The sequence below is a fragment of the Campylobacter sp. CNRCH_2007_0968H genome (assembly GCF_025773245.1).
Classification (GTDB): Bacteria; Campylobacterota; Campylobacteria; order Campylobacterales; family Campylobacteraceae; genus Campylobacter_D; species Campylobacter_D lari_D.
Map to the genome: position 1 here is coordinate 166532 of NZ_JAKMTQ010000001.1, position 13007 is coordinate 179538.

Here is a 13007-nt window from a genome sequence, read left to right on the forward strand (position 1 = left end):
TTTAATGAATAACAAAGGCATTTTATATAGTGCTATAAGTGCTACTATAGTAGCTATTGCAGGTGTATTATGGCTTAATCAGGACATTACAGCTAAAACAAATGATTCAGTAGGTGGGATCATTTCACAAGAAATTGTAAAACTTGGTGATGAAAATCCTACTTTTGATTACTGGGGAAAGAACTTTCCTGATTATTTAGACATGCACACAGCAGTAGAAAAACAAACACCTAATGCAACAGAATTTGGTGGAAATTTAGCTTATTCAAAGCTTATTCGCTATCCACAACTAACTGTTCTTTGGGCAGGTTATCCATTTAGCATTGATGCAAATGAAGAAAGAGGACACTTTTGGGTTCAAGTAGATCAAATGGATACAGCTAGAAATAATAAAGATTTCTTAAATGCACATGGTTTTACAGGATTTGGCGGTCAACCAACAGCTTGTATGAACTGCCATAGCGGATGGACTCCATGGCTTTTAAACAACACTGCAAAAGGCGATTGGGTAGCATTTAACTCTGCAAAATATTGGACTATGGTTAAAACTATCCCAGCTGTAAATGGAGCTAAAGAAAACTCACCTGAACACAGCGGACCTCATGGTGGAAAAAGAATGGGTGTAACATGCGCAGATTGCCACAACCCAACAGATATGAGTTTAAGACTTACAAGACCAGCTTTAATTAAAGCATTAATTTCAAGAGGTTATGAAGCAGACGAAAAACAAGGCATTAAAGCTTCAAGAAGCGAAATGAGAACTTTAGTATGCTCTCAATGTCATGTTGAATACTACTTCAAACCAACAGGCACTAAAGTGAAAACTATAGGCGAAAGTATTGCTAATGATAGTTCTAAAAAATGGTGGAATGGCACTCAAAAAACTTACGATGAGTTTGATTCTTGGAGAGATGGTAACAAGCCAGTTGAAATCGAAGTTGATGGTATAGAGCTAGCATTTCCATGGAGTGAGTGGAAAAAAGGAGAGCCATTTAGAATAGAAATGATTGATGATTATTATGAAAAAAATAGAGAAAATTTTCCAAGTGATTGGGTTCATAAAATCACAAAAGCGCCAATGATTAAAATTCAACACCCAGAAAGCGAACTTTATAGTGGTGGAGTGCATGCTGCAAATGGTGTAAGTTGTGCAGATTGTCATATGCCTTATATTAGAAAAGGTGCAAAAAAAGTTACTAACCACAATATTACTTCACCTTTAGTTGATATTAACTCAGCTTGTAAAACTTGTCACACTCAAAGCGAAAGCTATCTAGCTAAACAAGTAAAAGATATTCAAAATTCAGTAGCCCATGATTTAAGAACAGCTGAATATTCTTTAGTAAGCTTGATTAAAGATATAGAAACTATTCGTGCAGAACTTGGAAAAATGCCTAAATTTCAAACTGATGGCAAAGCAGATGATGCTAAAATTTCGGCTGAATTAAAAGAAGTATTAGAACTACATAGAAAATCTCAAATTAGAGCGGACTTTGTAGGTGCTGAAAACTCAACAGGTTTCCACAATCCTAGAGAAGCTTCAAGAATGCTTTTACAATCAGTTGATATGTCAAGACAAGGACAAACTAAGCTAGCAGAAATTGCAGCCAAAAATGGCATTAAAGATTTCAAAACTTCAAATTTAGGTTTTGAAGATATTCAAAAATTAAATCCGGGTGAAATTCACTATAAAGTAGATCTAAATGGCAATAAAGCAGGTGATCGCTACTATAAACACCAAGAAGTAAATGGTAATCCACCAGCAAAACTTCTTGAAGATGATAAAAATCTAAAACCTTATAATTATAAAGTAATAGATTAATCAAAATAAACCCTCGCAATCGAGGGTTTATTCTTTTATCAAACTTATATCCTCACCTTTTAAAATTTTATTCATAGTGTTCATAGCACACATTTTTCCACACATTGAACAAGAATTAAGCTCTTCAGGTTTTCTTTCATTAAACATTTTCTTAGCCTTTTCTCCATCAATTGCTAATTTAAACATTTTTTCCCAATCAATATCTTGTCTTGCTTTACTCATTTCATCATCTATTTTTCTTTCTTTGGGAAGCTTGGCTATATCTCCTGCATGAGCTGCTATTTTAGTTGCTACTATACCATCTCTTACATCTTCTAAATTTGGAAGTCTTAAATGTTCAGCAGGAGTTACATAACAAAGTATATCAGCGCCAGCTGCTGCTGCAACTGCTCCACCAATTGCTCCACTTATATGATCATATCCTGCACCTATATCAGTAACTAATGGTCCTAAAACATAAAATGGAACTCCATTGCAAATTCTTTTTTCAAGTTGCATATTAGCTTCTATTTCGTTAATAGCCATATGACCAGGTCCTTCTATCATTACTTGTACATCTTGAGCCCATGCTCTTTTAGTTAATAACGAAAGTTCGATAAGTTCAGCAATTTGAGCTCCATCACTTGCATCATGAGTACAACCGGGCCTTAGTGCATCACCCAAAGAAAGTGTCACATCAAATTCCTTACATATAGCAAGCAAATCATCATAATATTCATAGAATGGATTTTCAGCATCATTCATTTGCATCCAAGCATAAAGAACTGAACCTCCTCTTGAAACTATATTAGTAATCCTATCACACTCTTTAAAAACCCTAGCAGCACGAGAATTTATCCCTGCGTGAATTGTCATAAAATCCACTCCACTTTTAGCATGATGATATACTACATCTAAAAAATCTTTTGCTTTAATATCTTTTAAATCTTTTTCTAAAAAACCTACCGCATCATAAACAGGCACAGTACCTATCATAGCTTTTGAAGTAGCAATTAGCTCATCTCTAAAACGACTAGTTTTACCATAATTACTAAGATCCATAATAGCTTCTATATTAAATTTGTGAGCCAATTCTACCTTTTTCATCTCTTCACTATAATCTACACAATCATTTGAAACACCTAAATTTACATTTACCTTTGTTTTAAGTCCATAGCCAATACCATTTGGATCTAATGCTTTATGGTTAATATTTGCAGGAATGATGATTTTTCCACATGCTATATTTTCAAGTAAAAAACCTTCACTTACTTGTTCTTTTTGTGCAACAATTTGCATTTGCTTTGTGAAAATTCCTTCTTTTGCATAAGACATTTGAGTTTTCATTTGAATTTATCCTTGAAATAATTTTGGATAAATGAAGGGTATGTGAGTAGTTGATAAATTATCCCAACGCTAGTATTACCTAGTTCTGGTGCGGTCTAAGCTTTTAGCTTACTCTCAGCCTGTATCACAAGCTCCCGTCATTTATGCAAAAGAAGTATAGCAATAAATACAAAACAAAGTTTATTTTTTTGTTTGATTTTTAGCTTGCTTGCTAAAATGTAACAATTCTTCAGTAGTTTTAATGTAAAAAGGAATTTTTTTAAGACAGTATTTCAAAATTTCACTTGCGGCCAAAGCATCACTTAAAGCTCTATGATGCTTACTTTCAATACACAAAAACTCTTTTAGAGCATCAAGGCCGTATTTGGGACTTTCAATGCATTTTTTAGCTAAATCAATAGTACATAATCTTCTATTTAAAAGCACTCCAAAATCATTTTCATACATAGCTTTAGATATAAAATGATAATCAAAACGCACATTGTGTGCTACAAAAATGCTATCTTTTAAAAATAACTTAAAATCATTTAACACAGCTTTCAAAGAAGGAGCATTTTCTACCATATCTAAACTAATCCCAGTTAATTCTGTAATATTTTCAGGTATGCTTTCTACTTTTACAAAACTCTCAAATCTATCAATTTCTTTATAATTTTGAATTTTTACAGCACCTATTTCTAAAATTTGACCACTTTTTATCCCGCCAGTACTTTCAATATCTACAACACAAAATATCTCATCTTTTATTTTTGTATTTTTACTTTTTAAACACAAACAATTTTGTGCATTAAGCTCTACCCCTAGTCCTAAAAGCTCAAAAATATATAAATCAAAATCATAGTGGTTTAATTCTTCTATTTTTGCAAGTTCTCTTAAAACCCAAGGAAAAGGTTTATTTTCTTTGCTTAGCTTGATGATTAAATCATCGATTTGTTGTTGGCTCAAAATTCAAGCTTTAAAGAATTAATTGCTGTTTTTTTATCTTGCGAAGAAAAAATATAACTACCCGCGACTAAAATATCAGCTCCTGCTTCATCCAAATCAGGTGCATTTAAGCCATTTACCCCACCATCAACCTCTATAAAAACTTTAAGATTTTTCCTATCTATCATTTCTCTTAACTGGCGAATTTTATTATACACCAAAGGTAAAAAACTTTGGCCGCCAAAGCCTGGATTAACACTCATTAAAAGCACCATATCTACAAATTCTAAAATATGTTCTATGCTTGAAACTGGAGTATGTGGATTTAATACAATAGCAGGATGAATGCCGTTTTTTCTTATATACTCACACACCCTAATAGGATGGTTTTCAGCTTCTAAATGAAAACTAATAAATTTTGGTTTTATAGGTATAAATAAATCTACAAAACTACTAACATTATGCACCATTAAATGCACATCTAAAGGTACTGAAGTAATTTTTGAAATATTTTCAATCACACAAGGACCAAAAGTAAGATTTGGCACAAAATGTCCATCCATCACATCAATGTGCAACAAATCAGCTCCCGCTTGAGATACTTCTTTAATCTCATTTTCTAAGTTTAAAAAATTTGCAGACAATAAACTTGGCGCTACATACATTATATATCTCCAATAAAATAAAAAATAATTTTATCATACTTATTATCAAATTTTCTTTATGTATTTTTAATAATATTTGATTTTTTTAAGCTTGCTTTAGATATAATGCTAAAAATTATTTTTATTTCATAAGGAAAAATTTATGTCAAGAATTTGCCAAATTACAGGAAAAGGACCTATGGTAGGTAACAATGTTAGCCATGCTAACAACAAAACTAAAAGACGCTTTTTGCCAAATTTAAGAACAGTTCGTATTACTTTAGAAGATGGAACTACTAGAAAAGTTAGAGTTGCTGCTTCAACTTTAAGAACACTTAAAAAACAGAGTAGCAAATAATCCTTAATATAAACGAGGAATTATTATGTCTTTTTTGAAAAAGCTACAAAAATTCCTCAATTGGTCCCCTTCTCCAAAACCTTCAATCAACCTCAATGACGAGCTTTACGAGCAACTTAGATTTTTAAGAATTCCTCTTATTGCTGTCGTAATAATGACACTAATTGGAGCTTTTGGTTATATGCTTACAAGTAATTATAATCTCAATGATGCTATTTACCAAGCTGGTATGACATTTACCACTTTAGGCTACACTGAAGTCAATCCCATACCAACAGCGGGTAGAATTTTTACCGTTATATATGTATTATTAACTTTTACAATATTTACTTTTTGCATGGGTTTAGTGATAGAAATAGTAAAAAAAGGAATCTTGTCTAAAATAATCAAGGAGAGAAGAATGCTTCATAAAGTTGCAAGATTAAAAAATCATTTTGTAATATGCTATCACAATGATTTTACCATAGAACTAGCACAGCAATTCAAAGAAAATCACATTCCTTTTGTTGTTGTTGATGAAATAGAAAATTTTAGCGAGATAGCTGAAAAATATAATTATCCTTATTATATAGAAAGTGCTCCACATACAAATATAGCCTTTTTAAAGACCAATCTTTCTAGCGCAAAAGGTGTAATTACTCTTAGCAATAACATAGCAGATAATATAGCCATCATTGCTTCAGTGAGATTGTTTGAAAAAGAATTACAAAGAATCAATCCTTATTTTATACTAGCTAGCTCAAGCAATGAAGACGAAACTGAAAAACTAAAAAAACTTGGAGCAAATTCCATAGTTTCTGCTACAAAATTGGTCGCACAAAGACTTAGTGCTATGTCAGCAAGACCTGATATGGAAAATTTATTAGAAAATTATCTTTACAAAAAAAATAGCCCTATTGATTTAGAAGAGGTTAAAATTCCTGACGAGTCATGGGTAAGATTTAAAAGACTAAAAGAAATCCATTTAAGAGATATGGCAAATGTTAGCATAGTAGGAATTTTGGAAAATAAAAAATTTACCCCTATGCCAAGAGGAGACACTTTAATAGGCACTGGTGCAAAATTGTTAATCGTTGGTACAGCAGATAGTATAAAAATAGCTAAAAAGATTATTAAAAATAAACAAAAACCTGACGAGTTAAAATACATTTAACTTATTTAAGCTATAATCAATAACAATAAAATTTCAAAAAAAGGAGGCTTACATGCTACATGAATTTAGGGATTTAATCACCGAGTTAAAAGGCAAGGATATGCATTTTGATAAGTTGTTTGAAGAGCACAACAAACTTGATCACAAAATCAAAGATGCAGAAGAAGGTAGAATTCATCTAGATAGCTTAGAAATAGCAAATCTAAAGAAAGAAAAGTTAAAATTAAAGGATGAATTAAATACTTATTTATCAAATTATAAAAAATAATTTCTACCGATTTTTTTAACTTTTAAGGATTAAATATGTTTGGAAAAAAAAGTCAATTATCACAAGACTTTGAAAATTTACAAAATAAAATCAAAGAACTAGAAGAAGAAAACAAAAGACTTCTTTCAGAAAAACAAGAATTAATTAAAAATTATGAAAAACAACTTCAAGGAAATTGCGGAAAAACTGAACTTGAAACAAATCTTTTGGAAATGCTATTAAATGGTGTTTTAAAAGGTATTGCAAATGTTCAAAGTGATATGCAGGAAAATGTTAATAAAGCGGAAATGATTTCTCAATATTCTGATTCCTCTTTAAAAGATATGCAAGAGTTAAATTCAATAACTCACTCTATCATATCTTCACTTCAAAGCATTATAGAATCAGCTAATCGCTCAAGAGATACAGCGGGAAATTTACACCGCAGCGTTGATGAGATCACTAATGTTATTAACTTAATCAAAGATGTATCCGATCAAACCAATCTTTTAGCACTAAATGCCGCAATCGAAGCTGCTAGAGCAGGAGAACACGGCAGAGGCTTTGCTGTTGTTGCTGATGAAGTAAGAAAACTTGCTGAAAAAACACAAAAAGCAACTTCTGAAGTAGAATTAAATATTAACCTATTAAAACAAAATGCTGATGAGATGTATGGACAAAGTGAACAAGTAGAAAAAGTATCATTAGAATCTAATGAGCATATAGTAAAATTCTCTAGTAATTTTGCTCAATTAATTTCTAATGCAAATTCAACTAGTTCTCACGCTAAAAGCATTACCTCTGAAATATTCATATCACTAGCAAAACTAGATCATATTGCATTTAAATTAAATGGATATAATGAAATTATTCATGCTTCAGGAAAAACTTTATCTGATCATTTAAGTTGCAGACTTGCAAAATGGATTGCTGGTATTGGCAAGGAAAGATTTTCTAGCGGAAGAGCTTTTGGTAAGTTAAATTTACCACATCAAAAAGTACATGAAAATATGAACCAAGCCGTTGCTTTAGCACATAATGAAGATACAAGTGATAAACTAGTACAAAATCAAATTTTAGATAAATGCTCTAATGCTGAAAAGGCTTCTGAAGATTTATTTGGAATCTTTAAAGAAATGCTTGATGAAAAAGATCTAAATATTGAAAATAAAGAGGAAAAATAAAAAGAGGTAAGATTAATTCTTACCCTTAAACCATAAATACACATACTCAAGTAAAGGCGTTTTTATAGGATTTTCTTTAGAAAACTTTTCAAAATCTTTTCTTTTTATCCATACTGCTTGGATATCTTCCCCCTCAATTCCACCACCATTACCAATTTTATCATCTTCATTAATTTCAGCAAAAAATAAAAATTGTCTACTAACGCCTGAACCAAAACCTGTATAAAATTCCCCTATTTTTTCTACAACCTTAGGAGCATAACCTAGTTCTTCAATACATTCTTCTTTAGCTATTTCCTCTAAACTCAAATCTTTATCAACAAGACCTGAACAAAGCTCTATGCTAAATCCCATCTCGTTTAAATTTAAGTTATTGCGTTTTTGATAATCCCATAAAGGAATTCTAAATTGCTTTACAAAAACAAAAGAATCTTTTTGAGTATGATATAAAAAAACAGAAACACTATCTAATGCTTCTATAAAATCCCAAGTGTATTTTTTGTTATCTTTACCTATATAAGTATATCTTTTAGGTTTAATATATTTTGAGTTAGAAAATTGCTCTTCTTGTAAATTTTTCATGTAAAATCCTTATAATTTTACATCTATTATAACAAAATAAAACGAGTATGAAAAAATATAAAAGAATTTAAAAGAGTTGCTATAAAAAGCAACTCCAAAAAGAAGTAGAAAAGATGGTATTACATCATACCACCCATACCTCCCATACCGCCCATACCACTCATATCAGGCATAGCAGGTTTATCTTCTTTAATTTCGCTAATTGTAGCTTCAGTTGTTAAAAGCATACTAGCTACTGATACCGCATTAAGTAAGGCTACTCTTTCTACTTTAACAGGATCGATAATACCGCTTTCAAGCATATTTACATATTCACCTTTTGCAGCATCAAAACCAGTATTTTCTTCTTTACTATTTTCTACTGTATTTACAACTACACCAGCATCAAATCCAGCATTTTCAGCAATTTGTCTTAAAGGTGCTCTTAATGCTCTTTCTACAATAGCTGCACCAATAGCTTCATCACCTTGCAAATTTAAGCTGATTTTTGATTTTGCTTTGATTAATGCAGCACCACCACCTATTACTATACCTTCTTCAACTGCAGCTTTTGTAGCACTTAATGCATCATCAACTCTATCTTTTTTCTCTTTCATTTCAGTTTCAGTAGCCGCACCAACTTTAATCACCGCTACACCACCGCTTAATTTAGCTAATCTTTCTTGTAATTTTTCTCTATCATAATCTGAACTTGTTTCAGCAATTTGAGCTTTGATTTGGTTAATTCTTGCATCAATATTTGCTTTTTCACCTGCGCCATTTACAATAGTTGTATTGTCTTTATCAATAATCACGCTTGAAGCTTGACCTAAATCTTGAATACTAGCACTTTCTAAAGTTCTTCCAAGCTCTTCAGAAATCACTTCACCACCTGTTAAAATAGCAATATCTTCAAGCATAGCTTTTCTTCTATCGCCAAAGCCAGGAGCTTTAACTGCTGAAATATTTAAAACACCTCTTAATTTATTTACAACTAAAGTTGCCAAAGCTTCGCCTTCAATGTCTTCAGCTATAATTAAAAGTGGTTTTCCTGTTTTTTGAATTTGTTCTAAAATTGGTAATAAATCTTTTAAGTTGGCAATTTTTTTATCAAATAACAAAATAAAAGGATTTTGCAATTCAGTTGTCATTTTTTCAGTATTTGTAATGAAATATGGGCTTAAATAACCTCTATCAAATTGCATACCTTCAACTACATTTAATTCATCATTGATTGATTTTGCTTCTTCAACAGTGATAACACCATCTTTTCCAACTTTTTCCATAGCATCAGCGATTAAATTTCCGATTTTCTCGTCTGAATTTGCAGAAATTGTCGCAACTTGAGCTATTTCTTTTTTATCTTTAACTTCACGAGAAAGTTTTTTAAGTTCAGCTACTATAGCTTCGCAAGCTTTATCCATACCTCTTTTAACTTCGATAGGATTAGCACCTGCTGTAATATTTCTCAAACCTTCTTTAAAAATAGCATGTGCTAAAACTGTTGCTGTTGTTGTTCCATCGCCTGCTTGATCAGCTGTTTTACTAGCTACTTCCCTAACTAAAGAAGCACCCATATTTTCTAAAGAATCTTTTAATTCCACTTCTTTAGCTACACTCACACCATCTTTTGTGATAGTTGGAGCACCAAAACTTTTTTGGATTAATACATTACGACCGCGTGGCCCCATAGTGACTTTTACAGCATCATTAAGTTTTTTAACACCTTCATAAAGTTTATTTCTTGCTTCATCTGAAAAAAATATTTCTTTTGCCATTTTTTATCCTTTTTTATTTAATAATCCCTAAAACATCTTCAACATTAAGAACTAAATACTCTTCATTATCAAGTTTAATTTCAGTTCCACCGTATTTTGCAAACATTACTTTATCATTTACCTTAATATCTTCTATTTCTTTGCTTACTGCAACAACTTCACCATTTAATGGTTTTTCTTTAGCATTATCTGGTATAATAATCCCAGAAGCAGTAGTTTTCATTTCTTCTAAGCGTTTTACTAAAATACGCTTTCCTAGAGGTTGAAAATTCATTTTTTATCCTTTCTAAAATGTGCCATTTTTAGCACTCTTTGTTTTTGAGTGATAGAATTATACATTAAAGAAAGTTAATTGTCAATAAATTAAGTAAAATATATCATATAAGTTTAGTCTATATCACTAAATTTATATGATATATCATTATAAAGGTTTCTCATGAAAAAAATTCTTTACATTCTTTTAGGTGTAGTGTGTATAGCATTTCTAGCTATATATACATTATTATTTACAAGCATGGGTAATGCTTTTTTAAAGCCAAGAATCGAAACGATTATTGCTCAAAAAAGTGGTATGAATGTTAAATTTGAAAATTTTAAAATTAGTTTTTCACAACTTGACATTAAAGCAAATATTGATGATAAATTTTTTGCTAACATAGAAGGTGGCATATCACCTTTAAGACTAGGATTTGATTTAAACTATCTTTTAGGACTTAAACAAAACTATATTCAAAATCTTGGCTTAAAAAGCGATAAAGATTTTACATTTAAAGGTAGTGCCATAGGTAAAAGTAGTAATTTTTCAGTAAAAGGCAATGGATTTTTGTTTGATTCTAATCTTAGCTTAGATGCAAAAATTGTTGATTTTTCTCCTATAAATCTTGAATTTATTGGTAAAAATATAGATTTGGCTCAAATTTTAGATTTTGCTAATCTACCAAGATATGCTCAAGGAAAAATTAGTATTATAAGTGATATACAAGCTAAAGATTTAAAACCAAATGGTAATGCTTTGATTAATTTTTACACAAGTTCTATCAATAATACTCTAATTGAAAAAGATTTTAATCTAAGCTTACCAAAACAAAGCTATATAAAAGGTGAAATAAGATCTTTAATCCAAAGCAATGAAGTTATTTCTAAAAGTGAAATTTTAAGCAACTTCTTCAAACTTTATACACAAAAAAGCATTTATGATATAGCAAAACAAAGCTTAACTAGTGATTTTGATATCAAAATAGATGATTTTAATCAATTTTCATCTCTAGCCAAAATGAAACTCCAAGGTAAAAGTCAAATTCAAGGTAATTTAATTTTTGCAAACAATCAATTGCAAAAATTAGATGCTGACTTACTTGGATTTGGTGGTAACTTAAAAGCTGTTTTAGAAAATAATAATCTTAATATCAATACAACTAATATAGAAGTAGCAGAACTTTTAAAAACCATATCCATACCTGCTTTTATTAATTCTAAATTAGTTTTAGATTTAAAAGCACAAGGGCTTGATTTTAAAAATTTCAATCTAAACACTAGGTTAAACAATGCAAATATAAATGTTATGGAATTTAAAAAACTAAGCAATCTTGATTTTCCAAAAACAAATTTTAACTTACAAGCTAAAGCAAATGCGAAAAATTCTTTGATTGATTATGAAGCTTTACTTGATTCAAACATAGCAAAAATACCTCAACTAAAAGGTTCATATAACCTTACAAACAAAGATTTAAACGTACAAATTAGTGCTTTTGTGGATAATCTTAACAAATTAAAACCTTTAACCAAACAAGATCTCAATGGACCTTTAAATTTAGATGCCAAAGTTGATCTTAAGTCAAATCAAATTCAAAATCTTGATGCAAATATTAAAATCATGCAAGGGCTTATCAATGCAAAATCCAATGGAAAAAATTTACAAGCGAAAGTTGATAATATAAAATTAGAACAACTTTTTCCTTTGATAGGACAAAAAGTTTTAGCATTTGGTGATGTAAATGCAGATATTGACTTAAAGTCACTTGATTTTAACAATATTAATGGTGATTTTAAAGCAAATATTAATTCTTCTTTTAATGAAGTAGAATTATCTAAACTTTTAGAAAAAAAATTTCCAAAGAATACTTCAGCAAAAATCAATCTTGATGGAAAAATTTCTAAATCAATCATTGATTTTAACGCTAAAGTTCTAAGTTCATTTGCAAATATTAATTCATTAAAAGGTAAATTTGATCTTAATCAAATGGCTCTAGCAAGCACTTATAATATATCATTGCAAGATTTTTCTAAGTTAGGATTTTTAGTTGATAGAAACTTAAAAGGCAAGGCTGATTTTGAAGGAAAATTTGATTTTAAAAACGCTTTAATAGATGCAAGTATTAATAGTAAAAATATATTTAACGGCTCGTTAAATGCCACTTTAAAAAATAATATTTTTAACGCTAAAATGCAAAATACCGATCTTTCAAATTTAACTCAAAGCTTAGATTTACCTGATTATTATCAAGCAAAATCAAATTTAAGTATTGACTATAATCTTTTAAAAGAAAGTGGTGTGGTGCTAATGAATTTAGCCGATGGGCGACTTAAGAAAAATCTCATCACAGGTGCTTTAATGTTACTTTTACAAAAAGATATCACTCAAGATGTATATCGCAACGGTGAAGCCAAAATAAATATCAACAAAAATCTTATAGATTTAAATTTAAACCTAGTGGCTGATAGAAGCAATATAAATATTAGCAAAGGTAAGGTTGATACAAAAAGTACCAAATTAAACATTCCCTTTAATATCGTCATTGATAGAGCAAACTTCAAAGGTGTTATAAAAGGAACAACGCAAGATCCTAAAGTAAGTCTTGATACAAAAAGTGTTGTAAATTCTATTGTTAATACAATAGGTGGAAATGCTAGTGATGGTGCTAAAAATACAGGTAAAAAAGTAGATCAAGCAATAGATAAAATTTTTAACAAACTCTTCTAATAAATCTAGCCTTTAAAAAAGGCTAGATTT

The 13007-nt window shown here is 30.2% G+C and carries 12 protein-coding genes, 1 pseudogene and 1 riboswitch; of the genes and pseudogenes, 7 read left to right on the top strand and 6 right to left on the bottom strand.

The window, feature by feature from the left end:
• Nucleotides 1–4 precede the first annotated feature (4 nt).
• On the top strand, nt 5–1822 hold the full coding sequence (locus L8Y18_RS00895) for an ammonia-forming cytochrome c nitrite reductase subunit c552 (protein ID WP_220566851.1): 1818 nt from the start codon (nt 5–7) through the stop codon (nt 1820–1822).
• Nucleotides 1823–1849: 27 nt separating this feature from the next.
• On the opposite strand, the gene thiC is transcribed toward L8Y18_RS00895, so the two are convergent.
• The 3 genes from thiC to rpe all read right to left on the bottom strand — a co-directional run bounded on the left by thiC (nt 1850) and on the right by rpe (nt 4737).
• Complete coding sequence (thiC, locus tag L8Y18_RS00900; protein ID WP_220566852.1) at nt 1850–3148, bottom strand: phosphomethylpyrimidine synthase ThiC; 1299 nt, start codon at nt 3146–3148, stop codon at nt 1850–1852.
• Between the two features lie 43 nt (nt 3149–3191).
• Nucleotides 3192–3296: riboswitch (TPP riboswitch) on the bottom strand.
• A gap of 32 nt (nt 3297–3328) precedes the next feature.
• The gene (locus L8Y18_RS00905) at nt 3329–4093 is read right to left on the bottom strand and encodes a 3'-5' exonuclease (protein WP_220566853.1); all 765 of its coding nucleotides are present in this window, start codon (nt 4091–4093) and stop codon (nt 3329–3331) included.
• A complete protein-coding gene (gene rpe, locus L8Y18_RS00910) occupies nt 4090–4737 on the bottom strand; it encodes a ribulose-phosphate 3-epimerase (protein WP_220566854.1) in 648 nt (215 codons plus the stop codon). The genes L8Y18_RS00905 and rpe overlap by 4 nt, the downstream gene beginning before the upstream one ends.
• A 142-nt stretch (nt 4738–4879) precedes the next feature.
• Here rpe and rpmB point away from each other — a divergent pair, with 142 nt between their 5' ends.
• The 5 genes and pseudogenes from rpmB to L8Y18_RS08700 all read left to right on the top strand — a co-directional run bounded on the left by rpmB (nt 4880) and on the right by L8Y18_RS08700 (nt 7658).
• Entirely contained in the window at nt 4880–5074 is a 195-nt protein-coding gene (rpmB, locus tag L8Y18_RS00915; protein ID WP_012661734.1) for a 50S ribosomal protein L28, read from the top strand.
• A gap of 25 nt (nt 5075–5099) precedes the next feature.
• Nucleotides 5100–6227: a potassium channel family protein gene (locus L8Y18_RS00920; RefSeq protein ID WP_220566855.1), complete on the top strand. Its 1128-nt coding sequence runs from the start codon at nt 5100–5102 to the stop codon at nt 6225–6227.
• Between the two features lie 52 nt (nt 6228–6279).
• Entirely contained in the window at nt 6280–6495 is a 216-nt protein-coding gene (locus L8Y18_RS00925) for a YdcH family protein (RefSeq protein WP_133318720.1), read from the top strand.
• Nucleotides 6496–6926: 431 nt separating this feature from the next.
• Nucleotides 6927–7211 (top strand): annotated as a pseudogene (locus tag L8Y18_RS08695) (methyl-accepting chemotaxis protein); the annotation flags it as partial.
• A gap of 99 nt (nt 7212–7310) precedes the next feature.
• A complete protein-coding gene (locus tag L8Y18_RS08700; RefSeq protein ID WP_393921283.1) occupies nt 7311–7658 on the top strand; it encodes a CZB domain-containing protein in 348 nt (115 codons plus the stop codon).
• A 12-nt stretch (nt 7659–7670) separates the two neighbouring features.
• Here L8Y18_RS08700 and L8Y18_RS00935 read toward each other — a convergent pair whose 3' ends face one another.
• From L8Y18_RS00935 to groES, 3 genes are all read right to left on the bottom strand, one after another.
• The gene (locus tag L8Y18_RS00935; RefSeq protein WP_220566857.1) at nt 7671–8240 is read right to left on the bottom strand and encodes an NUDIX domain-containing protein; all 570 of its coding nucleotides are present in this window, start codon (nt 8238–8240) and stop codon (nt 7671–7673) included.
• A gap of 119 nt (nt 8241–8359) precedes the next feature.
• Nucleotides 8360–9997, bottom strand: coding sequence for a chaperonin GroEL (groL, locus tag L8Y18_RS00940; RefSeq protein WP_257403999.1), 1638 nt, complete (start codon nt 9995–9997; stop codon nt 8360–8362).
• A 13-nt stretch (nt 9998–10010) separates the two neighbouring features.
• Nucleotides 10011–10271, bottom strand: a complete 261-nt coding sequence (gene groES / locus L8Y18_RS00945; protein WP_039626536.1) for a co-chaperone GroES — start codon at nt 10269–10271, stop codon at nt 10011–10013.
• Between the two features lie 162 nt (nt 10272–10433).
• Between groES and L8Y18_RS00950 the strand changes: the two genes are divergently transcribed.
• Complete coding sequence (locus L8Y18_RS00950; protein ID WP_263676078.1) at nt 10434–12977, top strand: hypothetical protein; 2544 nt, start codon at nt 10434–10436, stop codon at nt 12975–12977.
• The last annotated feature ends 30 nt before the right edge of the window (nt 12978–13007 follow it).